At 62.4% G+C, this 23072-nt stretch carries 24 protein-coding genes; 6 read left to right on the top strand and 18 right to left on the bottom strand.

Going from position 1 to position 23072, the window contains the following annotated elements:
* The first annotated feature begins 553 nt into the window (after positions 1-553).
* The 4 genes from CF68_RS37595 to CF68_RS01560 all read left to right on the top strand — a co-directional run bounded on the left by CF68_RS37595 (position 554) and on the right by CF68_RS01560 (position 3352).
* Positions 554-1057 (top strand): hypothetical protein, encoded by a 504-nt coding sequence (locus CF68_RS37595; protein ID WP_200872510.1) that lies wholly within the window; start codon positions 554-556, stop codon positions 1055-1057.
* A gap of 178 nt (positions 1058-1235) precedes the next feature.
* Positions 1236-2009: a phytanoyl-CoA dioxygenase family protein gene (locus CF68_RS35825; RefSeq protein WP_084186978.1), complete on the top strand. Its 774-nt coding sequence runs from the start codon at positions 1236-1238 to the stop codon at positions 2007-2009.
* Between the two features lie 6 nt (positions 2010-2015).
* Positions 2016-2381 carry an NUDIX domain-containing protein gene (locus CF68_RS01565; RefSeq protein WP_035815558.1) on the top strand — a complete coding sequence of 122 codons (366 nt, stop codon included), beginning with the start codon at positions 2016-2018 and terminating at the stop codon, positions 2379-2381.
* A gap of 131 nt (positions 2382-2512) precedes the next feature.
* Positions 2513-3352: a hypothetical protein gene (locus CF68_RS01560; protein WP_051591348.1), complete on the top strand. Its 840-nt coding sequence runs from the start codon at positions 2513-2515 to the stop codon at positions 3350-3352.
* Positions 3353-3417: 65 nt separating this feature from the next.
* On the opposite strand, the gene CF68_RS01555 is transcribed toward CF68_RS01560, so the two are convergent.
* From CF68_RS01555 to CF68_RS01505, 11 genes are all read right to left on the bottom strand, one after another.
* A complete protein-coding gene (locus tag CF68_RS01555; RefSeq protein WP_035815557.1) occupies positions 3418-5379 on the bottom strand; it encodes a relaxase/mobilization nuclease and DUF3363 domain-containing protein in 1962 nt (653 codons plus the stop codon).
* Between the two features lie 425 nt (positions 5380-5804).
* Positions 5805-6392 (bottom strand): S26 family signal peptidase, encoded by a 588-nt coding sequence (locus CF68_RS01550; RefSeq protein WP_035815556.1) that lies wholly within the window; start codon positions 6390-6392, stop codon positions 5805-5807.
* Positions 6389-6892, bottom strand: coding sequence for a DUF2840 domain-containing protein (locus tag CF68_RS01545; RefSeq protein ID WP_235205637.1), 504 nt, complete (start codon positions 6890-6892; stop codon positions 6389-6391). Before CF68_RS01545 ends, CF68_RS01550 begins: the two co-directional genes overlap by 4 nt.
* A gap of 26 nt (positions 6893-6918) precedes the next feature.
* The gene (locus tag CF68_RS01540; protein WP_035815574.1) at positions 6919-7170 is read right to left on the bottom strand and encodes a hypothetical protein; all 252 of its coding nucleotides are present in this window, start codon (positions 7168-7170) and stop codon (positions 6919-6921) included.
* A complete protein-coding gene (gene parA, locus CF68_RS01535; protein ID WP_035815573.1) occupies positions 7167-7805 on the bottom strand; it encodes a ParA family partition ATPase in 639 nt (212 codons plus the stop codon). The genes CF68_RS01540 and parA overlap by 4 nt, the downstream gene beginning before the upstream one ends.
* Before the next feature lie 265 nt (positions 7806-8070).
* Positions 8071-8904 (bottom strand): replication initiator protein A, encoded by an 834-nt coding sequence (locus CF68_RS01530; protein WP_035815572.1) that lies wholly within the window; start codon positions 8902-8904, stop codon positions 8071-8073.
* Positions 8905-8930: 26 nt separating this feature from the next.
* The gene (locus CF68_RS01525) at positions 8931-9212 is read right to left on the bottom strand and encodes an AlpA family transcriptional regulator (RefSeq protein ID WP_035815554.1); all 282 of its coding nucleotides are present in this window, start codon (positions 9210-9212) and stop codon (positions 8931-8933) included.
* Between the two features lie 125 nt (positions 9213-9337).
* Positions 9338-10093: a DNA -binding domain-containing protein gene (locus CF68_RS01520; protein WP_035815553.1), complete on the bottom strand. Its 756-nt coding sequence runs from the start codon at positions 10091-10093 to the stop codon at positions 9338-9340.
* Between the two features lie 455 nt (positions 10094-10548).
* Positions 10549-11244 carry a helix-turn-helix domain-containing protein gene (locus CF68_RS01515; protein ID WP_035815552.1) on the bottom strand — a complete coding sequence of 232 codons (696 nt, stop codon included), beginning with the start codon at positions 11242-11244 and terminating at the stop codon, positions 10549-10551.
* Positions 11241-12590 carry an MFS transporter gene (locus CF68_RS01510; protein ID WP_084186972.1) on the bottom strand — a complete coding sequence of 450 codons (1350 nt, stop codon included), beginning with the start codon at positions 12588-12590 and terminating at the stop codon, positions 11241-11243. Before CF68_RS01510 ends, CF68_RS01515 begins: the two co-directional genes overlap by 4 nt.
* A 329-nt stretch (positions 12591-12919) precedes the next feature.
* Positions 12920-13270 (bottom strand): DUF2958 domain-containing protein, encoded by a 351-nt coding sequence (locus tag CF68_RS01505; protein WP_035815570.1) that lies wholly within the window; start codon positions 13268-13270, stop codon positions 12920-12922.
* A 259-nt stretch (positions 13271-13529) separates the two neighbouring features.
* On the opposite strand from CF68_RS01505, the gene CF68_RS01500 reads away from it, so the two are divergent.
* Complete coding sequence (locus tag CF68_RS01500; protein WP_035815551.1) at positions 13530-13772, top strand: helix-turn-helix domain-containing protein; 243 nt, start codon at positions 13530-13532, stop codon at positions 13770-13772.
* A 563-nt stretch (positions 13773-14335) separates the two neighbouring features.
* Here the strand turns inward: CF68_RS01500 and CF68_RS01495 are convergent.
* The 3 genes from CF68_RS01495 to CF68_RS01485 form a co-directional block, all read right to left on the bottom strand.
* Entirely contained in the window at positions 14336-14647 is a 312-nt protein-coding gene (locus CF68_RS01495; protein ID WP_035815550.1) for a DUF736 domain-containing protein, read from the bottom strand.
* A 721-nt stretch (positions 14648-15368) separates the two neighbouring features.
* Positions 15369-17414: a ParB/RepB/Spo0J family partition protein gene (locus tag CF68_RS01490; protein ID WP_035815549.1), complete on the bottom strand. Its 2046-nt coding sequence runs from the start codon at positions 17412-17414 to the stop codon at positions 15369-15371.
* 81 nt (positions 17415-17495) lie between these two features.
* Positions 17496-18323: a DUF932 domain-containing protein gene (locus CF68_RS01485; RefSeq protein ID WP_035815548.1), complete on the bottom strand. Its 828-nt coding sequence runs from the start codon at positions 18321-18323 to the stop codon at positions 17496-17498.
* A gap of 505 nt (positions 18324-18828) precedes the next feature.
* Here CF68_RS01485 and CF68_RS01480 point away from each other — a divergent pair.
* On the top strand, positions 18829-19497 hold the full coding sequence (locus CF68_RS01480) for a hypothetical protein (RefSeq protein WP_235205636.1): 669 nt from the start codon (positions 18829-18831) through the stop codon (positions 19495-19497).
* Between the two features lie 379 nt (positions 19498-19876).
* Here CF68_RS01480 and CF68_RS01475 read toward each other — a convergent pair whose 3' ends face one another.
* The 4 genes from CF68_RS01475 to CF68_RS01460 are packed head-to-tail and all read right to left on the bottom strand — an operon-like array spanning position 19877 to position 22982.
* Complete coding sequence (locus CF68_RS01475) at positions 19877-20527, bottom strand: restriction endonuclease (RefSeq protein WP_235205635.1); 651 nt, start codon at positions 20525-20527, stop codon at positions 19877-19879.
* 60 nt (positions 20528-20587) lie between these two features.
* Positions 20588-21382 (bottom strand): SIR2 family protein, encoded by a 795-nt coding sequence (locus CF68_RS01470; protein WP_035815547.1) that lies wholly within the window; start codon positions 21380-21382, stop codon positions 20588-20590.
* On the bottom strand, positions 21379-21939 hold the full coding sequence (locus CF68_RS01465) for a non-canonical purine NTP pyrophosphatase (protein ID WP_035815546.1): 561 nt from the start codon (positions 21937-21939) through the stop codon (positions 21379-21381). The genes CF68_RS01470 and CF68_RS01465 overlap by 4 nt, the downstream gene beginning before the upstream one ends.
* A complete protein-coding gene (locus tag CF68_RS01460) occupies positions 21936-22982 on the bottom strand; it encodes an adenosine deaminase (protein ID WP_084186971.1) in 1047 nt (348 codons plus the stop codon). The genes CF68_RS01465 and CF68_RS01460 overlap by 4 nt, the downstream gene beginning before the upstream one ends.
* Between the last annotated feature and the right edge of the window lie 90 nt (positions 22983-23072).

Genomic DNA, 23072 nt, shown 5'->3' with positions numbered 1-23072 from the left:
CGTCCGCTGGAGGTATTTCAGCGGCCTGCTAAACGAGTGAAGGCGGATGCCGGATACGCAGCCTAACGCGACATAGTCCTGAGGAAGGACGAACCGATATCAGCTCTCTGTTTCGATCTACCTCATCGCGTCTCAAGGAGGCGCCATGACTCGAACCTTGGTCGGTCCGCCATATGACGCTGCAAACGTTAGAGGTCCTGATCGATCTTGAAAATGCTTCTCGTTAGCCGCATAGTCAGGCTCTCAAGTGAGAATTTGAATCTCTGTACAGTCCACGGTGACGGGCGCCGGGAGCTAACGTTACTCCCACCCACATCAAGATTGATTCCTTTGATTTCCGATCTTCCTTTTGATTCACAACATTTCATCACATGAAAAATAAAGACCGAAATTGAAATCATTTAGGCTCAACGGGAATAAATATCTCAACGCATTGGGAGATCATTCCATCAGCTCGTAGGATTCAAGCGCCAAGATCAATTGGAGTATCCAAAGGAAAGATGTCGTCAGACGTAAGGACTTATGTTTGTCTTCTCCGAATAGAAAGCACAGTATGAAATCAAGCACGTCACGCAGGATCCTGGCAGCATCGTTGACAGCCTGCTTCGTGTCGCCACAAACGGTTTCGGCGTTCGGTGTGACGGACGCCCACCGCCGGTCCACTTACCTTGCAGTCACCCATTGGGCGGCGGAAGTGGGCTACGCGGTCATCTGGCAGCCGCGAACCACTGCCGGTACGGTACTGGACTTCCCCGCTCCGTCTCGCGACGTGCATGAGGATTTCTGGTTTGCGGTGGAGGCGCTGGTGACCGGCGCCGCGTATGGACGCGCCAACATGTATTGCATTCCACCTTCTGAGTTCCGAATCGAGGCGATCATCGACGATCGCATGCGTCTGGTCTACGTGATCGGGCGCCCTACCTTGCGACGCTGTGTTGTTCCACGCCCCTTACCTCGAGAGCCCCAAGAACGTTTGATCGGCGACCTGAATATTAGAACCATTCAAGTTGACATGAATAAAAGTACACCGAACTCGCGCCTCCAATCGTCATCCTAGATTTACGAAGATGACCCAAAAATGGGTTAAATGGCGACCCCGTTTCCGCCCTCCGCATAAGATAGTTCCATAACACAGGAGAGGGTTGAAGAGATTTTTCAAGGAATTTACCAGGACACTTCGGTGCAGGAAGTGGTTATCCATCTTCAGCGCGACAACTTAAACCTATGGTGAAAACATGAAACCGGAATATGTTTACCAATTCGACCTGAACGGATACGTCATTATACCAAACGCCATTACACGACCTCATCTTCAACGCTTGCAGGAATATTGGTCCGAACATCTCACCGATCATTCTCTGCACGATATCAACCTCGACTGGGGTAAGGAGTGGCGCGATCTGATTGATCCCGAATCCGTGTATCGATTCCTCGATATCGTCTATCGATCAAAGTTCCGGCTTGACCATATGTTTTGTGCCGACGAGCGATTCGTCAGCAGTGGCGGCAACCTGCATCATGGCGCCGATATGTTTGATGAAGGAATCTACTACTTGGTTCGGAACCATCGTATTCACAGCGGTCTCATCGCAGTCCAGTATGCACTTTCAGATATCGGTGCGAGGGAAAGCCATTTCTGCTGCATTCCAGGTTCGCATCGTGCCAGCTTTCCGGTTCCGGATCAGTACCGTAACGTCACGGATAATCCGTTGCTGCGGCACATCTTCCTCCAAGCAGGGGATGCCTTGATTTTCTCGGAAGCGCTTGTACACGGGACCTTCAAGGTGGAAAATTCCGGACGCAGGCGCTCGGTGTTTGCACGCTTCATGAACAACTACTCATACTTTAGGAAACCCCCTGCGCATCAGGAAATCATGGCGCTGCCGGCTACGCCAAACTATTCGGCCTCCGGCGCCCAAGCATTCTCCGTAGACCACCTCACGCAACGACAGCGACAGTTGGTAGCAGAACCCGCCTACTCAAGAGGGCACGCACCTATAGGAGGCTGAGCAGATATGGAACCTGTTAGTGTAAAAGCCATCATGCTAGGACCGCGAGGCGTCCTCTTCGTAAAGAATCCACGGGATGAATTGGAGTTACCCGGGGGCAGGCCGGAAGCCGGCGAAGGCTTAGAGGCAGCGCTGGTGCGCGAAGTGAAGGAAGAGTGCGGCCTGAATATCACTAAGACGGCTTATCTCGGCAGCCAATCCTGCGAGATCATTCCTGGCAAGCGGGTGTTGCTCGTGTTCTTTCGGTGTGAGTTCATCAGTCAAGATCTCGTTCTGAGCGAAGAGCATACGGCTTATGAATGGATAGACGTAACTGCGGAAAAGCCTGAAATCCTCCCGGATTTTTACTGGGATTTCTGCCAGAAGCGTTGAACGGCATCCCGGCTGCAACTCTACGGTAAGAAATTCCCCCGTGTCATTCGCAGATTGACGAATCATATCGCCAGCGAGTTCAGATTCTCGCCTCAAGCCATACTGGCGCTCCAGACAAGGAAAGGTCCACGATGCAAGCTAAGATCCAACAGATATCCCATGGCATCTACGCGCACATCCCGACGGAGGACGTCGTTGGATATTTGCTGCGCGAGAACTCGATGCTACTGTGGGCAATTGATGGCGCATCCACGCTCACAGCAGTCCCGTTTACTACCTTTGAATGCATTACTGACGCTGGATGGTTCGCGCGAAGGCTTAGTCAGCAGCTACAGAAACAATTCCGAGATGAACCATTCAGCAAGGCGCTATTGCAGATAGTCTTGCAGTCCCTCCAGGATGAATACCGCCACGCCGGTGGCAATGCCCAGCCGCCCTGGGCCTGGCCAGTAGCAGCCGCCGCGATTGTGGAGGTCGATTGCACGACAGAAGAGGGGCTCGTGTCGATCTTTCGTTATGCAGATTGCTTCGTAGAGATCTTGCAAGGCCCCCAGCCTGGCACGGACGACATTGCAATGCCAGAGGAACTGTTACGAACGTATGATCCCTGGAAGCAGTTCTCTGGATTCGAAGGGCACAAGCTTGTCAGCCTTCGGCAACGTCGCCGCCAACAGCAAGAGAACGAGGTCAGGGCCGCGCTTACCCTGAACCGTGTTAGTGCGATGAACGCCATCGAGGAACAGCGAGCCATCTCCACGCCAGTGCATATCGTTCTGGGCAGTGATGGTCTATCCCGTGTCTGGGATACCTATCAGCTGATGACCAGCAAAGAGGCGATGCAATTGGTTGCACGGCACGGGCTACCGGCGTTGTTGCGAGTACTCAGGGAATTTGAGGCATCCGCCGTAACCGGGAGAGCCGACCTGAAGAGACGGGATGATGCTAGCGGGATTCACCTCTTTCTGGCGTAGAAGACCTTGCCGCCTGGTCGATGGCGATCGGGAGCCACATAGCAATCCGCCGCAGCCTCGCGCCACTACGAAGCTGCAAGGCCACGCTGTCGGCCAACCTCCCAAGAGACACTGCTACCACGCACCGTCGCAGCGAGGTGTTGTCCAACGCGCTGCTCGATCATCGGCTTCCATGGCACTAGGCTGAATCCCCTTCCGTCATCTAGCATTGCATAACGCTCGCTGGAGAGCATGACGCTGCGCCGGTAGATGCCGGCCACGCGCCGGCCCTCGACCACCGACCGATGCTCCAAGCCTGTTTCAGCGGCGATGTCCTGCGCGGCTTTCGCTAGTTCGCGGCCGCGCAGAGTCGCCAGCAGGGCGCGGGCCAGGACCACGCGTTGGCCGCGCTGCTCGGCCAGCCCCTGCTCGACCAGAAAATCAGCGCGCTGGCGCAGCGCTTCCTTGACCTCAGCACCAAAGCCCAGGTCACCCAGCCCCTTGCCGCCACCGATCAACTGCTGGTCGAGCCAGGTGGCGCCGATCACGCGGGCCTGGCGTTCGATGGGCAAGTACGATCTCAGTTCCACCACCACTCCGCCGCCAAGGCGTTGCGCGTCGTACTGGCGGCCCCGTTCAGCCAGGTTGTCGGGCACACGCCAGACGCCTTCGGCCATGCGCTCCGCGATGCCGGCGCGGCGCAGGGCTTCGAGCCGACGCACATGGCCGGCCACCACTTCGCGCGGGTCGCGGTCGCGCGTAGTCTGCCCTTGGGCGACGGCCAGGTGGTAATCGGTGCGGTACACCCCGTCGACGGCCAGCGCGGCGATGTGCCGGTCGGCCGCGCGCACGTCAGCCGCCCCCTTCACTTCCACGACGGCGCCGGTCGGGTACTGCTCCAGTTCCCACCGCGGCGGCAGCGCGACGTAGTGCGCCTTGCCGTCCGTGCCGTCGACGATCAGATAGCCCTTGTCGTACAGTTCGTCGGCCAGCCCCTTGCCGACCACACGGCCAACAATGGCACGGCCTGCTTCGCCGGGCTGGAACACAGCGAGCTCGCCATGCCGCCCATTCATGGCCCGCTGCATCGCGCGGAGGATGTCGCCGCGCTCGCCCATCGCCCGAAGGGTTAGCTCGGCCTCGGCATGGATGGCCCACACGCCGGGCTGCCGCTCGGTCGCCAGGTCCATGCGCTGCAAGCATTGCAGGCGGCCAATCAGTACTTGCCGCTGGCGTTGAAGCCGAGGTTCGGCGAAGCGTTCGGTGCGCACTAGGCCATCGTCGCCGGCCTCGTGCTGCAAGATACGATCCAGCCCCGTCCACCGCTCCTGCTCCACCTCGTGCTGCATGGCGCGCTGGATCTCCAGTTCGGTGCGCGGCCCCAGCCATTCGGTCGCCAGTTCCGCAGCCCTGCGGCGCATCCCCTCGGCAATGTAATCGCGGGAGATGATGAGGTCCTTGCCGGTGTCGTCCTTGCCTCGCAAAACGACGTGCGTGTGGGGGTTGTCGGTGTTCCAGTGATCCACCGCCACCCACTCCAGCCGCGTGCCCAGGTCGGCCTCCATGCGCGCCATCAGGTGCCGGATATAGGTGCGCAGGTCGTCGAGCTGTTCAGCGTCTTCGGACGCGACAATGAACCGAAACTGGTGCCGGTCGTCAACGCCGCTCTCCGTGAACGCTTCGAGGTCGGCGGCATCGGTCGTCGGCCCATAGGCCCGGCCCGGGCCGCCTTGACGATCGACGCCGTCACGCTCGATGTAGCGCAGGTGCGATGCGGTCGTACGTGGCCCGGCCTTCGCCAAGTTGACCAGCCGTGTCTTGATCGTCACACGCCGGGCATTGGGGGTCATTGAGCCGCCGGCGAAGCGCGCGGCCACGTGGCCGCGTCCCAACCGGGAGCCCGGCCGTTGGCCGGCCTTGCCAACCGTCTTGCCGAGCCTAGCGCCGGCCTTGTTGGTCTGGCGCAGCACCTTGTTGATGAAGGCGTCGCCGCGCCGTTTTGGCGCGCCAGGCCGCATGTGAAAGCGATCGTCGTCGTGGTTGCTCATGCTGCGCCTCCATCCAAAGCCAGCGTAGCTGGGCGGGTAAAGCACGCGCCCTCCCCAATGCCGATGGACATTGCCCACGCTCGCGGCACGCTGTCGCACTCTGGCGCGTGCCGCGCCATCCCCACGTGCAGACAGGGTCTTCAAGCGGCTGGGTGCCGCGACCTTTTATCTTGCCTTCCGCCTTTGCGCTGCGCTGTCGCTCCGGGCGTAGGCGGCCCGGCGGCGCCGCGCACGCCGCAGCTGCTTCACCAGAGGGCGCGTCCACGGCCACAGGCCGGCCGCGTTCAAGGCAAGACGCCTGCATGTGGGAGCGCCGCGCCGGAGGCGGCGCGAGTGCGTATGCGCTGCAGGTGCGACGGACACGGGGGACGCCCGGGCAAATGACAGGCCGGATGGCACGACGAAGCGCAGCGAGTCGGCGGCCATCATCGACCTGTCTCCGGCCAAACCAGATGCGCGACACCGATCACGCCGGATGCGGCAATCGGCCCGAAATACCGACTGTCGAACGACTCCGGGCTGGTCGTGCTCAATAGGAACAACTCACCGGAACTCAGGCGCCGGCACTGCTGCCAGGATGACAGCGGCCGGCCCCAGCGGTCGGCAGGCAGGACCGCAGCCACCGGCACGCCGTCGATACTTACTCTGCGCCCGACAATGCAAACTTGCTGCGGCGCCACCGCACCAACGCGTTTGAGCAGGGGAACGTCCGCCGGCAGGTAGCCGCGCTGCGCGGCCAGTGCAGCCGCTTCAACCGGCAGCCGGATCAGCACGATGCTGCCCACATGCGCGGAACCTTGCAACAAGTCGGCCCGATTGCCGAGCGGATCGACGCGATACCAGCCGACTGCCATGCTGTCAGACGGGTTGTAGGTCAGGCGCGGTAGCGGCGACACGAAAGATGACCAGACCAGCGCAGCAAGGCCGAGAATAGAAAAGCCCGCCAGCACGACGCGAGCGCGCAGGCGCGAGCGAGGAAGCGGCGCAGCGCCGGTAGTGGCAGCAGTCGTCATGACAGCGATCTTCCAGCCAGCCAGGTGGCGTGCCGCTCGGCGGTATAGGCGATGAGCGGCAAGCGCACGCTGAGCCGATTGCCCAGCGTGCGCCAGTACGCGGGCGACACGGCGACCGGGGCAATGCCCAGCGCCTCGATGGCGTCGATCCGTTTCAGCACGGCGCGCATCGCCGCTTCTCCCTCGGCGTGCAGCAGCAGTCGCGCCCCGGGCAGCACGCCCGGGATGCGCTGCGCCGCGTCCAGAGGCGTGCAGGTCTGTATCACCATGAGCTGCCAGCGCACCGTACCGTAATCGTTGGCTTGCCAAAGGATGCGGCAGAACACTGCGCCCGGCAGAAACACTGCGACACAACGCGAGCGGTCGAGTCGGATGGTATACGCCGGCTCACCAAAGCGCAGGTAGATGTCGATGCGCTGCTCGATGTAGGCGAGCGAAACGCGAGTCAGCGGCGCGGCGCCGTCAAGGCCGGCGAGCACCGCAAGTAGTGGCGGGTGCATAGCTGCGACCGCCGAAGGTTGCGCATTCATTGGGGTGACTCCGGAAATTCGCGTTCCAGCAGCGCGCGCAGCAGTTCGGCGACGGTCACGCCTTGCGTGAACGCCGAGACTTTGATGCGTGCGCGCATCGCCGGTGTGATATCGAGCGTCAGACGGGCGGTGTACACGTCGCCCTTGTGGAGGCCGTCTGCCTCGCCCTGTCGGACCCACGCCTCAGCGTGCGGGTTCGCCGGCGGACGCGCGCCAATGGCCATGCGTTTGCCACGGGTGATCGTCATGTCGGCCACCGCAGCAGTTCATCGACCAGCGCGGTGATTTCGCGCGCGGCGGCGCTGTCAGGCGCCGTTTCCTGGGCGAGCCGGCCCGCAGCCACGCTGTCAGCAAACACGATGCGCTGATGCACTTCCGAGCGCAGCGCCGGTAGCGGTTGTTCGGCCAACGCTTGGCGGGCTTCGCGGCCGATGACGGTGTTACCGACGCGGCGGTTGATGATGAAGTCAACGCGTAGCGCCGGCCGGAAGACTTGCGCCTCACGGATTAGCGCGACCATCTCGGCAGAGGCCCACAGGTCGTAGGGGCTGGGCTGCACCGGAATCAGCACACGCTCGGCGGCCAATAGTGCCGAGCGCGCCAGGGCGGCGATGCGTGGCGGGCCGTCGATGACGACGTGGTCGCAGTGTCGGGCCAAGTCCGGTGCTTCCTGGTGCAGCGTTTCGCGGGCGAGGCCCACGGCGCCAAACAGGCGCGGCAAGCCCTGCTGGCTCCGCCGTTGCGTCCAGTCCAGCGCAGAGCCTTGTGGATCGGCATCAAGCAGGACGACGTGCTGGCCGCGTAGCGCCAGCTCGCCAGCGATGTGCGTGGCGAGCGTGGTCTTGCCCACGCCGCCCTTCTGATTGAGAAAGGCGACGATCATGACCTCGTCCCCCATACCGAAAAACTTGCCTTCGCCGCCTTTGCGAAGCGGTGCTCCCCGTGCCGTTCGGTGGTTGTCCCTCGGCCCGGCGCGCTCCTCCTACTAGTTAGTCTTTTTAAGTTAGATAAGTTAACGGAGCCGCAAACCCGCGCCAGTATTGGCTTTGCGGGCATTCCGTACTCCTGATAGCACGATAGGCGTACTCCTGATAGCACGATACCCCTTACTCCTGATAGCACGAGGCTGTTCACAGGTTGCCCCCAAGTTATCCCCGTGCTGTGGACGGCACGGGCCGGAAGGTCAGCAATTCGGTGGTATCTCCTGAAAAGCGCTCGATGCCAAGGACGTAGCCGGGCAAAGGTTGCCGCGCCACCAGTGCGCGCAGGTCGTAGGCAAAATCTGAGAAACGCGTGGCGCTGCCCGACTTCCGGTATAGCTGGCGAAAGTCGAATTGCCAGCCATCTGGCTGTCTGCCGCCGTGCTTGCGCACTAGGCGGTACAGCCATCGCTCGATGCCGCCAGTAAGCCGGAAGTACGCCGGATCGATCGTCAGTACCAGAGCAGCGTCGACCACGCCGGCATAGAACCAGTCCGGCAAGATCAGCTCGATGCCGAGCGGCGTGCCGCGGGCGTCGGCCAGCTCCTTCCACTCGTTGATCCACGAGAATCGATGCAGTCGCCGCCCGGTCATCTCGCGGATGGAAGTCGCCACCGTGGTCGATTGCAGGCGGTCGAGCGCGGCCTTGAGGCGTTGGTAGTCGCGCAGCGACACCCCACGCCCGATAAAGCGCAGGATCTCGTAGGGCGTGGCGCGCATCAGGCGGGATTGGCGGATGCCCGCGTCCCTTGCTTCGACGATCTGGCTGGCCGCCCAGATCAGTACGTCGGCATCCCAGATCGTGGCGATGCCATGCTCTTGTGTCCCTTCCACGCGGATGATGATGTTCCCGCTGCGGAAGTCGATCGGCGCAGTGCGCCGCGACTTCGCCAGCGAAAAGAACGGGTACGCCATCAAATCTTGGGCATCGCGCGGCACCATCTCGCCTGGCAAGGCATGGAAGAGGTCGAGCTGCTCCCTCTCCGACGATCGACTTGACATGGCAATGGCCACCGGCGAGCCAGCGATCAGCGCGCACGGCTGTCCGCCGCGTGATGCTCGGCGTATTCGGGATCGGAGGTGGCCTCGTAGCTGCGCTGGTCGGCCCAGGTGTCGAGGTCGGCGACGGCGTACATGACGCGCCGGCCGAACTTGCGGAACTTCGGCCCGCCGCCAATCACGCGCTGCTTCTCGAGCGTGCGCGGCGACAGCCGCAGGTAGTCGGCGGCTTCGTCGTTGGTCAGGTAGCGTTGGGGTTGCGGCGTCGTAGCGACGGCAGCGGCGGCAGGCCGCAAGGGATCGGGACGCATGGGATGGTTCTCCATCGATCAAGATCGCCGGCCGCACAACGCGACCGGATGGAGGCCAGTCTGAAGAAAGGGATGCGCAGCGCAGAGGGTCGTCTTGCAGCGAAGGCAAAACGACCCTCCCGAGGTCACTCGAGCTGCGCCAGGCGCCGATAGCCGCCGTGCATCAGCGATCGGCCGCGGCGTACCAGGCGGCGCACGCGCGAGCGCAGGCCGCCGTCGGCATGCCAGCCACTTGCCACAGCATCGGCACCGAACAGCCCCTCCCCGACCTCACGCAGGGACGCACCTGCCTGGGTCGCGTCGAGCGCTTGCAAGGTGCGCAGTTCCAGCAATGCGGCGGGTGCCGGCCGGGACCGAACCGCGACCGTAGGCGAAGCTTCGGCAACCACCGCCAGCTTGTCCCACTCGGCCGCGAGCGTGCGGTAGCGCGCGCTGAGCGCGGCGCTGGCTCGGACGGCATAGACATAGGCCATGCCATCCTCCAGCCCGGGCGCCAACGCCAACCGCACGCATTTGCCGGGCCAGCGAGCTTTCAGTATCAGGCGTTTGCCGTCGTGAACCAGGTGTTTCTGGCCGGGAATGCGCCAAAACTCGAAGGCACTGGCATTGGGCGGTGGGTCGGCATCCGGGTAGAGTTGGAGCACTGCATCATGGTCAGGGAACCAGGCCGGATGCGCGTCGCGCGCATCCAGAGACGGGTCTTCCAACAGGCGAAGGCCCCAGCGGTGCGCCGCCTCCGGCCGGCGGCGACGGCACAGCCAGTCGCGCCAGTATTCGGGATGGCGGCGCAGGTACTCCCAAGCCAACGCGGGTCCGTCCAAGTCCAGAACATAGAGATACGCTGCGGTCGGATACCAAGAATCAGTGCTTCGATCGGCCATGACACAACCTTCGGTCGAACAGGAGTGTCGCCATTGACATCGAGCGCAAGAACTAATGCATCACAGCATCATTGACTGCGAAGTCTTGCCCAGATCGTCCGAATGCGACCGCCACGCAGTGCGGGAATCGCGCGCGGCACAGAACACCCTGCCGCGAGCCGCGCAGGGCATCATGTCTCTTTGGATCAAGGCCGCACCGTCTTGGCGCAAGAATGTCGATCTAGACCGCCGTCGTCTTGATTCAGACTGAGATAAATTACAATGCGCCGCATGACTTCCGTCTGGAAGGGCCGCCGTATCGACCATGAATTGGGGCTACGAGGCAAGATCAGCCGTGGGGGGAACCAGCCAGGTGCGCAGTGCGCGTCCCCTTTCTGCATCATGAGCCATGCCTACGGCGATTCGGCAGGGGCGGCTGAGAGCGGCCCCGGCAAGCATGAGCTTGATATTGCTTCCTACAGGCGGAAGCCGCCGGACTTCGGTGTGGCGAACAGCACGGGTTCCTTGCCGACTGGAAAGCCGATCACATACAGGACGTTGGCTGACATCGGGTTGCTGTCCGGGTCGGACCCCCACTTCAGCAGCACCTTGTGCTCGGCGTAGCGTAGCGAGACACCAAGCGTCTTGAGCACGTCGATGCAGGCTTGCATCGTGTTATACACCTTGCGCTTCTGCGTCTCGGTGTAGACATCGGCGCAATCCCGGTAGTTGCGGAAATCCTCCATCAGCGCGGCGAAGCGTCTATCCGCTTCGCGGCCCATGTCGATAGCCAGCTCCGACACGTCCATGGTGGAGGTCTGCGCCAACCTTGCTAACTGCTCACCGGTGCTCAGCGGGATCGCCGTGAAGGTGACGTGCTCCTGGTTGAACTGATCCTGCACCGCCTTGAGTGCGTCTTCGGATGGAATGGCGAATGGCTTGTTGAACGCTTCGGTGTCCGCGAAGTCAAAGGCGCTGGCAAGGGCGCGGCAGGTGTCGGGGCCGGCTGGCCAACCGTGCTCGACGCGCTGAATCGTTCGCACGTTGAGCCCGGCGATGACGGCCAACTGCTCCTGTGTCCAGCGCCGCGCATCGCGGAACACTGTGATGCACACTGCCAGCTCGGCGGGCGTCAGCAGGCGGCCTGGTGGCGTGTTTTCAGTGGCGTTCATTTCAGCGCTCCATCGTGCCCCGCGCTGGCCGCGCCATTGCGCATGGCATGGCCGCGCTTGGCCAGTGGCCAGAGCGCAAGCGCGAACCCAACAGCGGCCAGTCCTGCCACGTAGTGGGCCGGCGCCAAGGGGTCGTGCTGCAGCCAGAGTGTGAGGACAATCGGCGTGAGCCCGCCAAAGACTGCGTAAGACATGTTGTAGGCAAACGAGAGACCAGTGAAGCGCACCGGTGCCGGAAAGGCGCGCACTGCGACAATCGGCACGGTGGCGATGGTGCCGACGAACAGGCCCAGCAACCCGTAATGCCAGAATAGCGTGGCCGGCGTGCCGGGCAGGCTGCCATAGAAGAGGTAGGCGGTCAGGAACAGTCCGCCCCAGCCGAGCAGCATGACGGCGCGGGTGCCGATGCGGTCGCAAGCCCAGCCGACGATCACGCAGCCGATGGTCAGCGTGAGGGTGGCGAACGCATTGGTCTCGAGCGCGAGCGCGGCGGGAATGTGGTGCACCTTCTGCAGGTAGGCCGGCGTGTACAGCACCACCACGACGATGGAGGTAGACAGCACCCAGGTCAGCAGAGCGACGAACAGGCTGGCCAAGCGGTGCTCGCGCAGCACGGTGCGGATCGGCAGTTCGCGCGCCAGATGACTGCGGCTAGCCAACTCGCGGAAGACGGGGGTCTCGTGCAGAAACCGGCGCAGGTACACCGATACCAGTCCGAACACGCCGCCCAGGATGAAGGGGATGCGCCAGGCGAAATCGCTCACCTGCTCGGGTGAGTAATGGCGATTAATGGCAACGGCAACGAGCGAACCCAGCAGGATGCCGCCGGTGATGCCAGAGGTCAGCGTGCCAATGCCGAAACCGTAATGCCGGCTTGGCACGTGTTCGCCGACAAACACCCAGGCACCGGGCATCTCGCCACCGATGGCCGCGCCCTGCAACACGCGCATCGCCAGCAGCAGTAGCGGCGCGGCCACGCCAATGCTGGCGTAGGTGGGCAGCAGGCCGATCACCAGTGTGGGGGCGGCCATTAGCAGGATCGAAAGCGTGAACATGCGCTTGCGGCCAAGTCGGTCACCAAAGTGCGCGATCACGATGCCCCCGAGCGGCCGCGCCAGGTAACCGGCGGCAAAGATGCCGAACGTCTGCAGTTGCCGCAGCCACTCTGGCATGCTGGCCGGGAAGAACAGCGCACCCAGCACGGTGGCGAAGAAGACGTAGATGACAAAGTCGTAGAACTCGAGCGTACCGCCGAGGGCGGCCAAGCCTAAGGTCTTGTAGTCGCGCGTGCCCAGCCTGCGTACCGGTACGGCAGCGACGTTGCCTGATGCGTTCAGGGGATTCACATACGGTTCCTGTTGTGGATTCACGTTCAGTCCTCATCGGGTAGTGATCAAATGGACTTCGGTTAGGGCCCTCTCCTTTTGGGACAAGACCCCGGACCGTTGCTCGGGAGCCACGCTACCTCGGCATCGCCCGATGCGCCACGCCTGCATGGTAACGACGAGGCGCTGCGCACAGTTGCGTTACAAGCTCTTCAAGGAGATCTCCCTCTTTCAGCGCCGAGCTTTAATCTTCGGGGTTAGAGCTCGCCTCAGGGACAGCCTATGGCGCAACCGATGAGGCGCCGCAGCGCCTCTCGGGCCGGCCAAGCAGAGTGGGCCAGCTGGTTCGGTCAGTCGGGGATCGATCCGTCGAGCTGCGCCAGCCGGGTGTACCCCGATAGCGGCCGCGTTGGCCGGAAGTACAAATCGCGAAGAATCGGCTGTTTGAGCGGCCCAACGATGGATGACAGGTCGGACAGCTTCACATGGCCCAGTTCGGGCATGCCGATACCCGCGTCGCACAGACCATAGGCGGTGTCACCATCGACCGGATCCAGCGAGACCAAGAGCCAGGTTGCGTGCGCATCCGGCGCGAACAGCCGCACTACGGGCAGCGGATCTCTAGCCTTTCCGTTTACATACGCGTGGCCGTTTGCGAGCAATTGCGCGCGTTGTTCAGCGGTGATGAGGTTTGGATTCATGATTGGAGCCTCCGGGAAAGTCCGCTCCACGCGGAGCAAGGCAAATATTGGGTGCACGCGCCTATCTCGGGTCATCGCATCCCCAGCACGGTCTGGTGCGGAGGCAAGCTAGCGAAGGTGGCGCGCACAAAAATTGAGCACCTTTCTGGGACGACGTGATGCCGCGTCTCACTTCCACACTGATAGCCACTGCCTCCCGCACCGTCAATAGGGTACATGTACCCTAGAACAATCCGCATCATATCTGAATGATGCGGGAGTGCCAAACCTCAGCAGTCAACGCCAGAACCCAACCCTTGTCGCCCTCGGCGATGCGATTCGACGCATCCGGAAAGAACGAGGCTTGTCACAGGAACAATTGGCCCTGTCCGCCGAAATCGACGTGAGTTACCTGGGACGGGTGGAACGCGGCGACAACAACGTCGCAATTCTTAGGCTCCAGCGCATCGCCGAAGCGCTTGACGTGACGATGGCTAGGCTGATGGCCGAATCCCGATTATGAGGACCTCTTCATCTGGATCGTCGCCCGGCAAGAGTCACGGAATAGTAGGGACTCTGGGGCTGACAGACTGCTTCCATACCGCGCCGAGCTATGTCGATCTAGACTGTCTTGAATCAGACTGACATAGTCACAATGGAGCGCAGCGGCTTTGACTAGCGGCGCCTCCCGTGCTTTGGGCCATTGTAGAAACCTGGAGACCCGACCACGCACGACACTGTGTCCGCCAAAGCGCGAAAACGCGATACCAGATTTGCGGGTTCCTACACAAGCAGGGATCCAGAAACACTCGGAATCGTGCAGCCACAGAAGCACGGAAGCGGAATTGCGGTAGCCAGGCCAAGGCACGGATGCGGTCACCCTGATCTGTTGGGATCCGCAAATGCGGATTCCAACAGAAGCCGTAAGCAGCTCAATCAACCGAAAGGGCGACCAGCTTCTGGCGCCAAGGCGCCAGAAGCTGGAGGCAATCTTGAAAGAGCGCGACGCGCCGTAGGCGTGCGCGCGATGCTGCGGCTAGCAGCAACTGCGCCCCGCAGCAATGGGCGGGGCGTTTTGGGTGGCCGTCAGGCCGCCGGCTTGCTGCGCGACCAGATCAGGTTGTGCGTACCATCATCTTCCTCGATCAGCCGGGCGTAGATCGTCGCCGGGAACGAAGGATCATCGAGGGTCACGGACAGGTAAGGCCGCTCGGATTGGCTGACTTTCTTCCACGCCGCGCCGATGTCGTAGCCGCCGGCCGCCTGGATACGGAAGTCGGGAGCGTTCTCGCTGGTCTTGTCGTTGGGGATGAACTTGACCTTGACGTTGAGCGTCAGGGTGCGAACCGTGCCGGTGAAGCCGTTGTTCTGAGCGGTGAAAGTGCCGATGTTAGCCATGATGCATTCTCCTTTCGGGTTACCCAAGGTCGCGCCCATCGCGTCCTTGTTGTGATCCGATCCGCGGGGGCCGGACTGGCTGCACCGAGTGCGGCCGACATGCAGTGGAGGACCTGGAGGCGCGAACAATTTGCCGGGCGAGGAAGCCGCGCAGCGGCGGGGAAATTGTTTGGGCCGGAAGGTTGCGGCCATAAAGGCCGAGGCGCAGCCGCGCCCCCGCCAGGATGCACAACAGCTAAAGGACGCATGGGCTGACCTCCCCGAAAGGAACCGTGGCCGAGTCGGCATCCCCGCGTGACAGCTACACCGGATTGCACCTCAACGCCGGTCAGTACTCTTTCCTCAACGACGAGCGAGAAGACCCCGGCCGCAGCTTGCCGGCGATGTCATTGAGAGGTGGGCGCGAAAGCGCCATAGCGGCCGGGCGGCGTATCCGTGAACGGCGCTTCATGACGTGGTGGGCGACGATTGGCCAGCATCGAGGACGGCACGCTTTCGCACAACCTGGTGCAGCAAGCCAGAGCGTAGCCCCCAGGCGCCCACCCGTTGCGGCGGGGTGCCATTGAAACCCTGCCCGCCTCAGCGGGGCACTGATCGCCGTACCGCGCGCAAGGCACTTGCACGCTTATTGCTGTGGACGTTGAGACCGGGCGCGGCAGATCTGCCGCGCCCGGTTTTGAGCGGATGCCCCGGCGCAACGCGTCGGGGTCATACAGCGACGTCACGCGGCCAGGGCGTTGGCTGTCACTTCGCCGACGGCATCGTCCGGCGCATCCCCCGCACCTGCCGCTGCCTGCGCGCTCTCCTTCGGGTCCGTGTCGAGCCCGTTCTTGAACAGTGCAGGCATCCAACCGGTGCCTTCGGCCAGCCGTTCAGCTTCGCTGGCCATGTCGTCCTTCTTGAGCTTCGCCAGCCTGGCAGCGTGCGACGGCGCGAATTGCGCTACGGCTTCCAGAATCACGGCCTTGGAGACATGGCGGAAGTAGCCGTCTGCGGTCGGCTTCCACCATGCGGCCATGTCCAGCCCGACCGCCTGCGCCAGTTCCGCGCCAGGCTGACTCTGCGTCGCACGGGGCGTCACCACGTCCGCCGTTGCCGCGACGCATACGGCCAGCAGCCGCACCAGCTCGCCCTGCTCCATCGCCAGCAGCGCGGCGAACAGTTCGGCGCTATCCTGTGGCAGCTTCTCCTGCCATGCTTGCTGCAATTCGCGTAGCGCCACGGCAGCGGGTGACTCCGGCCAGTCCGGGGCCGGACCTTCCAGCCGGTCTTGCACGTTCAGGCGCACGCCGAGCGGCAGGCTGTCGTCATGGGCGTCAGTCTGCACAACCGTCTGCACCATGCCATGCACTAGTGCTGCCAGCGCCACTTTCGGATGCCGAGCCACTTCGATCTGCAGCGCAGCGGTACGGTGCGCGCTCAACCGCTGCGCCAACCGGTCAGACAGGCTGGCGGCAACCCTCACCGGCACGGCAGTTTCGCCCTCCGTGTCATCCGCGCCCTCGCCTCCGGCAACACCCTGACGCAGTCGCTGCAGCGTGCGCAGCGCATTGGCCTCGGCCTCGCGCAACAGTCCGCGATGCATCACCGCGTCGCCGCGGCGGTCGACGGTGACAATTGCACCGGCAACAGCACGCACGTCCGGGGCGTAGCCCTGCAAGGCATCCTCGACGGCTTGCAGTTCACCGGCCACCTGCCCGTGTCGCTGTTCCAGCGCCTCGATCTTGTGCTCGTCCACGGCGTCGTAGGCTTCCTCCAGTTCAGCGTCGATCTTGTCAAGACGGGACTGCAGCGACGCGACGCGGCGGGCCTCGCGCGCGGTCGGTTCGCGACGCTGGCGCGCGGCGTCCTGGAACGCCTGCCGCTCCGCGTAGCTCAGGTGCGGCACGGCTTCCACCCACGCCCAGCCCTCGGTGCGGACACCTTCGGCCAGCGTGTCGAGCTTGCCACGCACCAGCGCTTCCAGCAGCGCCGCATCGGTCAAGTATTTGCCGCTATCGTCGTCGGCGAACAGGTCGCGGCGGATGCCGCCACCCGCCGCCGTGTAGGCGTCCAGCCCGACGAAACGCACCAGCGGGTGCGTGGCGTCGATCTCGCGTTCTGTCAGGCGCTCGCGCAGCGCGGTTGCGCTTCGCTGCCATTCCGGCGCACCGTAGAATGCAGCTTCCTGCGCGACGTGATCGTCGGTGAGGGTCAGGGCCATCAACTGCTCCAGCGTGACACCACCTGTGCGGTAGTCGGCCATCAAGCGCGGCGACACGTTCGCCAGCCTCAAGCGGCGCTGCACCACCAAAGGAGACACGCCGAAGTCGGCTGCAATGTCCTCGATGGGACGTCCTTCCTTGACCAGCGCGGCAAACGCCTCGAACTGGTCGGCGGGGTGCATCTGCTCGCGCAGCAGGTTTTCGGCCAGGCTCACGGTGCGGGCTGACGCGTCGGGCACCAGCAGGCACGGCACCTCGTGCTCTGCGGTGAGGTGTTTCTTCTTCGCCAGCAGCTTCAACGCGGTGAGGCGACGATCACCGGCCACCACTTCATAATACTTGCCATCGGCGGCAAGGATGACGACAAGGTTTTGCAGCAAGCCGACGCGGGCAATGCTGGCGGCGAGTTCGGGGATGGACAAACGCGCGGTCGTGCGCGTGTTGCGCTTGGAACGGCGCGCCAGCAACTGCGAGAGCGGAACCAGGATCAGATTCTTGGTCGGATCGGCCACTTCCAGCGTGGTGGCGATGGCGCGATCTTCGGCTTTGGTAACGGCGTTCATCGTGGTATCTCCATGCATGACAGGAACAGCAGCGGGAGGCATGGAGGGGCCAAAATGGTGAAAGCCCCTCCGGCGCGAGGTTCAGGCTTTCAACTGGCGCATGCCCTCGGCCAGCAGCCACAGGGCGCGGTTCAGGCGGATGCCATTGTCGATACCCTGCACTGCGCGGGTGGTCTGGCGGCGGCCGTTCGCGGCGCGAGCGGACAGACCGCCTTTGATGAGGTTTTCCTGCGTGCAGTTGAACACGCTCCATAGGTCGGCGCGGCGGTCATCTACGCGACGCGGCATCAGGACTTGCGATTCTGTAATCGGCGCGGGCGTTTCCGGGTCGTCGTATTTGAGGGCCAGCGCGGCGCGGGCGAACACCGTCGATTCCCCGGCGTCCACCGTGATCGCCTGCATGGCTTCGCGGGATTCCTGCACGCGGTCGAATCCGCGCAGAACCTCGTAGGCCCCTTCGATGATCTGTCCGGCCACGTCGCCCTTGTGGGGCACCCGCACATCGGCCACGGTATCGCCGCAAACTAGGCCGTTCTGGCATACGAAGCGGAACATGCCGGCCAGCATCTGGTAGCTGCTCGTGCCATCGTGCGAGTTCAGCAGGATGATTTCGTTGGCCTCGCTCCCGTTGATCTGACTCGCGTGACGCAGCCGGATCATGTGCTTGGTGTACTCGCGGCGGTCGTCCTGCCGCACGCGTGTCTGGCACACCATGAAGGGCTGAAAACCTTCGCCGCGCAGTTTGTCCAATACCGTGACGGTGGGGATATAGCTGTACCGCGCCGAACGACTGCCGTGCGGGGCTTCCGCGAAGATGGACGGGGCTACGCTGCGGATTTGGTCGTCGGACAAGGGGTATTCCGAGCGCAGCACCGGGGAACCGGAAGCGAAGCGGGATGCGAGATGCATGGTCTTTCTCCTGACAAGGGTTAGCTGTCGAAAACCACCGAATTCCTAGATTCGAAGCCCGCCTTTCGGCTTTTCCGGTGGGGTCGGCGCGGAGACCTGGGCCGGCCTCGTTGCCACCGTCTTTCCTGAGTTCATCGCCCGCGACGGTCAGGAGCGCGCGGCTGTGTGCCGTCAAGGAGAAAAGCGCCGGGTGGGTGCGGCCCGCAGGCGTAGCCGAGGACACGGCCTGGCGCGCCTTGATGGCACACGGCCGCGGGCTACAGTCGCGGACAAGGTGATGAGCGAAGGAAGACGGCTGGACAGGCAACCGGCAACAGTTGGCGCAGACCCCACGCAAGCGAAGCGCGCAGGCCCGGTTCGCGGAACCGGGCCGAAGGCGTCAGCAATGGAGGCCCGAATGGGGCGAGACTCGCCCAGCGAGGCTCGATGCGCAGCACGACAGCGCGACCGGCCGCTCTTCGCGGCCGGCGACGCGCTCCCCTCGAGATCGAGCTACCATGTCAGCATGCAAGAGATGAACAAAACCGGCGCCGACAACCCCTTAGAGCGCATGCTCCAACGGTCCGACGCACTGCACGAGCGACTGAACGCGCTGCTTGACGACGCAGAGTTCGACGGCTCGCCTCGAGGCGAAACGACACTGAGCATGTGCTTAGTCGCGATAGAACACGCCACTGCCCTACGCGCCTTGATTACCGTGGGCTTGCCCACCTCGGCCGTGAGCCTGATGCGACTGCAGTTCGAAGCCCTGACCCGGGCGATGTGGCTGCTCTATGCGGCCAGCGACATGGCGATTGACAAGCTGCAGGCCCCGTTAACCTTGGAGAGCGAGCAGGCGGCCAAGAACTTGCCCGGCGTCAGCGAGATGATCAAACAGATCGGAATGCGGGCCGGACAAGGGGCGCCAACAGCAGCACACCAAATGCTGTCCCACTTCAAGGACGTGTCCTGGAACGCCATGAATTCGTTCGTGCATGGCGGCATTCATCCTTTGCGTCGCACCGCCGATGGTTTTCCGTTCCAACTGGTGCTACAGGTTCTGCGCAACTCGAACGGGTTGACCACGATGACCGGCATGACCCTCGCGATCCTCACCGGCGACGAGGCCATTACCAAGCCGATGAGCAAAGTTCAGTCGGAATTTGCCGATTGCCTGCCGGATCTGCTGAAATGATCGAAAGCGGTGCGCGCCGCCCCCCGGGGTGGATCAGATGGCGATGCGGCCGGCGGACCGTGCACCGGGTGCATAGACGCGCAAGCGCATTTCGGCTCGGAAGTTCAAGCCCCGCTAAATCGGCAGACTCAATTGAAACGCGAACGGTCATCAGTCCGGTCAAGCTGCCCCAACCCCGGATCAAACAGACCGAAGGCATGGTAATGGTCGATCTGGATCGTGCATCCGGCCGGCCTTGCAAGACGTCTGAGCCGGAGTTAGTTAGTTTGCTATCCCAAGCCAAAAAGCCCGACTTCAGCGGAGGACGTCATATTCACCGCTATCCCACGCGCAAGGGCACTGCTGCAAAAGGCCGTTCCGGCTCACAATAGACGACGCCTTAGCCCACCCTGCACCGCGCGCCATCCGGTGTCACCGTACGAGTACCGGGCCACCTGATCGTGCTGACCGACTCGGGCAGAGCCCCCCAAGCCTCGCATTGTCCGCACCGAACCCTGAGACACGTAGGCAGGCCGCGCCTTGCGCAGCGCGGTCCCGTAAGCGGCCAAAGAGGTCCCGCACCCGCGCNCCCCCGCGCAAAGGGCAGCCCCGTCTCGGCGGCCCGCCGCACCTTGCGCTCGAGTACATGGTCCAAAGACAGCTCCCGGACCAGGGTCTCGAACAGATCGAGACCGTCCATGCAGATCATCCGCTTGCCGCGACCAAAGGCGGCGAGCCCCTCCTCCGTAAAGCCACTGTTGCTGACAAACAGGCCGCGCGCCCACGCCGCCTTCTGATCGAGCTTGCCGTGAAAGGCATGGGGGAGGTCGCCGGCCCCCGTCGGCGCCGCCTGCCACTTGGCTTCGACTAGAAAGGTCTCGCCTTGCAGCAGAAAGCTGTCGTCGATCTGTTCGCCACGTAGTCGAAAGGGCTCCCTCGCCTCCAGGCCATAGGCGTTAAACAGGGCGCGCAACCAGCCCCCAAAGGCATAGCCACGCACCAGCGCAGGCTGCCCGGACAGCGCCACGAGGTCCTGCTTCAGGGCGAGCAACCGGGCGCGGCCGATGGTATCGTCATCGAGTTGCTTTCGCTCATCCAGTGTTACTCAAAGTCAGGCCACCAAGTCCTGAAGGAAATCCGAAAGCGCTTTCTTGGGATCGTCTTCCTCCGACACGATCATCTCGATCCCCCAATGGCTTAAGACTTCCTGAGCCACCGGGTTCGGACGATTTGTGAAAACGTAGGACTTTGGCCTTGCTGACGCAAGCGTAGAACGCCCCCACATCTCGGTCAGACGAAAGAACAGGAGGCGGATGTTGAGATCGTTTAGGCTGTAGCCGATGAAGAGAACCGAGCTGCCCAAGACGTCATTGCGTAGTTTGATGTCCAGCGGTGTATCGAAGTCCAACCGCTGAAAGTAGCTGGTCTCGTCAAGGACGATCGAGTCGTCTGCGTCGAAGTCGCCATGCAACTTGACGATCTGCCGGCGGCCATTGGTGACGGAAACAAGATCAGCCACACTGGCGATCTTGTCGTACTCCACACCAAACGCATCGTGGGCGTACTCCAGCCATCGGTCGTAGTTGGTGGTGTAGATTCGGGAGAAATTGCCCTGCGTGATCAGCCGGTGAATGTCGGACTTGGAGATGTCCGTTGTTGACTTATGCCATTCACGGTCCATCCAACTGCGTAGGGCCCCGAGCCCGCCTTTCTTCTTCTTGTAGAACTCCGCAAGAGCCAAGTGAGTGCCATAGGTAGAGAAGATCTCCGGGTCATAGCCAAGCTCTTTCGCGATGTGCGCGATTAGTGCGTCCCAATTCGGCAGACCAAGGTTGGCTGACACCCCGGCGCCCGCAAACAGCATCAGCTTGCCAGCGCGATGGGCATCAAGGAGTTCGTCTTTCATTTCGTACCCTTCGCAGATTTGAGGTGGGCGGCAAACAGGTCCAGTGCTTTGCGACGCATGGAGATGTCGTCCTTGGCCGCCCCCATCTCAGCGAAGGTCCGAGTGCTGCCATCCGGGACGAAGACGCAGTCCCATTGGAAGTCAGGGGGACCGGCAGGTTTGCGAGGTACAGTCCCGTCGATCGCACCCTCAAATATATGGATTTCTCGCCCGTCGCAGTACCCGAGGATCGTCTTGGCAGTGACCTTGGCGTCGCCAAGTCCTGCAACTAGATCGGCGAAGCGATTCGCCTGCAGCCTGTCCCAGAATATCTGCGTTAACCCAGCGGGAAGTCCATTGAGGCCACTTAAGTAGAGGCCAGTGTGCTCGACGAATAACGGGCGACCAATGGCCTGGAAAGCCTTGGCCAGCTTGTCCCGCACCAAACTATCGACATCTTCTGTCTGGAGTTCCTCGATTTTCCTCGACACCGGCACGACCTCTACGCCTACGGGTGTAAGGATACGCTGCACCTCGGTGATCTTGTGCGTGTTGCCTGACATGAATCGGATTTTCAAATTAGATCCTTCATGAATGAGTAGCGTTTCGCTACCTCGTACTGCTGTCGCATGTCATTAATCGACAGGCCTTCGGCCATTGCGGCAGCTTGGTCGTCGGCAAGCCCGCGCTGGTGGATTCCGGGGTTATCCGAGCAAATGACAAACGGCACCCCATATCGCCGGAACTGTTGAAGTGGGTGGGCCTCGTTCGCAGGAACTGCGCCGGTGAGCCGATTGCTAATCGGGCACACCTCCACGCATATACCCAAGGACGAAAGAAGCTCCAGCAGTTCCGGGTCCTGGCCAGCCGCTGTCCCGTGGCCAATGCGATCTGCGCCGAATAGTTCCACGGCAGATCGGACGTTCTCCACGCGACCCGTTTCACCGGCATGGATCGTAATCCCAAGCCCAAACCTGTCCTTGGCTTTCCGAAAGAGCGACGGCAGTTCTGTCGGGTACGCCATTTCTTCGTCCCCCGCCAGGTCAAGCCCAATCACGTCCTTCGGCTCACCAAGGTCTTCATAGGCCTGTAAGAGCGCGGATAAGCTGACCGCGCTGTAGTCGCCGCGCGTTACCGTGAGAATCAGGCCGCGACGGATACCGTGGCGCTGCGCTGCTTCCCCGGTCGATTCAATCAGGTTCTCGAGCGCTTTTGCTGGCGAACACTTCTGAAGTGCTGCCAGGTACAAAACACTGCTTCTGAGTTCGACGAAGCGCACGTTGTTTCCCGCCAGGCCCGCCGCGACCGCGAGGGTGATGCGATCGAGGTTCTGGCGCTTCCTTGGAAAAAGTCGCAGGACTTGCCAAGGCCTGAGGTATTCGGCGAGCGACCGGCGAGGTGTTGACCGAACTAGGTCTCGCTCGATTTCGAATCCAGGCGGCAATACGACCGCTTCATCGGACAAAATCTCTCGAATCTTCGACACCGGAATCGCGCCGTTCATGTGCACATGAAGTTCACCCCGATCAGGCACACCCGGGGTCTTCCCGTTGTCGTCTTCCTCCTCGGCGACGCCGGCATCGCCCAGCATCCCTGGCAGATCAAGTTGCCGCTGATCCAATCGTTTTCCCCGTATTTACTGATCGAGCGTCCAGCGCGCTTTTGAGGGTCCTGGCGCGGCTTCAGATTTTAGCGGGTTCGCAACCCGGGG

Source organism: Cupriavidus sp. SK-4, from assembly GCF_000611125.1.
GTDB classification, from domain to species: domain Bacteria; phylum Pseudomonadota; class Gammaproteobacteria; order Burkholderiales; family Burkholderiaceae; genus Cupriavidus; species Cupriavidus necator.
The sequence above is the reverse complement of the archived record's forward strand: the minus strand, read 5'-3'. Positions and strand labels throughout refer to the sequence as shown.

Excerpts from the sequence above, each read along its gene's own strand:
- CF68_RS37595 (WP_200872510.1), top strand. The coding sequence starts at position 554 with ATGAAATCAAGCACGTCACGCAGGATCCTGGCAGCATCGTTGACAGCC.
- CF68_RS35825 (WP_084186978.1), top strand. The coding sequence starts at position 1,236 with ATGAAACCGGAATATGTTTACCAATTCGACCTGAACGGATACGTCATT.
- CF68_RS01565 (WP_035815558.1), top strand. The coding sequence starts at position 2,016 with ATGGAACCTGTTAGTGTAAAAGCCATCATGCTAGGACCGCGAGGCGTC.
- CF68_RS01560 (WP_051591348.1), top strand. The coding sequence starts at position 2,513 with ATGCAAGCTAAGATCCAACAGATATCCCATGGCATCTACGCGCACATC.
- CF68_RS01555 (WP_035815557.1), bottom strand. The coding sequence starts at position 5,379 with ATGAGCAACCACGACGACGATCGCTTTCACATGCGGCCTGGCGCGCCA.
- CF68_RS01550 (WP_035815556.1), bottom strand. The coding sequence starts at position 6,392 with ATGACGACTGCTGCCACTACCGGCGCTGCGCCGCTTCCTCGCTCGCGC.
- CF68_RS01545 (WP_235205637.1), bottom strand. The coding sequence starts at position 6,892 with ATGCACCCGCCACTACTTGCGGTGCTCGCCGGCCTTGACGGCGCCGCG.
- CF68_RS01540 (WP_035815574.1), bottom strand. The coding sequence starts at position 7,170 with ATGACGATCACCCGTGGCAAACGCATGGCCATTGGCGCGCGTCCGCCG.
- parA (WP_035815573.1), bottom strand. The coding sequence starts at position 7,805 with ATGATCGTCGCCTTTCTCAATCAGAAGGGCGGCGTGGGCAAGACCACG.
- CF68_RS01530 (WP_035815572.1), bottom strand. The coding sequence starts at position 8,904 with ATGTCAAGTCGATCGTCGGAGAGGGAGCAGCTCGACCTCTTCCATGCC.
- CF68_RS01525 (WP_035815554.1), bottom strand. The coding sequence starts at position 9,212 with ATGCGTCCCGATCCCTTGCGGCCTGCCGCCGCTGCCGTCGCTACGACG.
- CF68_RS01520 (WP_035815553.1), bottom strand. The coding sequence starts at position 10,093 with ATGGCCGATCGAAGCACTGATTCTTGGTATCCGACCGCAGCGTATCTC.
- CF68_RS01515 (WP_035815552.1), bottom strand. The coding sequence starts at position 11,244 with ATGAACGCCACTGAAAACACGCCACCAGGCCGCCTGCTGACGCCCGCC.
- CF68_RS01505 (WP_035815570.1), bottom strand. The coding sequence starts at position 13,270 with ATGAATCCAAACCTCATCACCGCTGAACAACGCGCGCAATTGCTCGCA.
- CF68_RS01495 (WP_035815550.1), bottom strand. The coding sequence starts at position 14,647 with ATGGCTAACATCGGCACTTTCACCGCTCAGAACAACGGCTTCACCGGC.
- CF68_RS01490 (WP_035815549.1), bottom strand. The coding sequence starts at position 17,414 with ATGAACGCCGTTACCAAAGCCGAAGATCGCGCCATCGCCACCACGCTG.
- CF68_RS01485 (WP_035815548.1), bottom strand. The coding sequence starts at position 18,323 with ATGCATCTCGCATCCCGCTTCGCTTCCGGTTCCCCGGTGCTGCGCTCG.
- CF68_RS01480 (WP_235205636.1), top strand. The coding sequence starts at position 18,829 with ATGCAAGAGATGAACAAAACCGGCGCCGACAACCCCTTAGAGCGCATG.
- CF68_RS01470 (WP_035815547.1), bottom strand. The coding sequence starts at position 21,382 with ATGAAAGACGAACTCCTTGATGCCCATCGCGCTGGCAAGCTGATGCTG.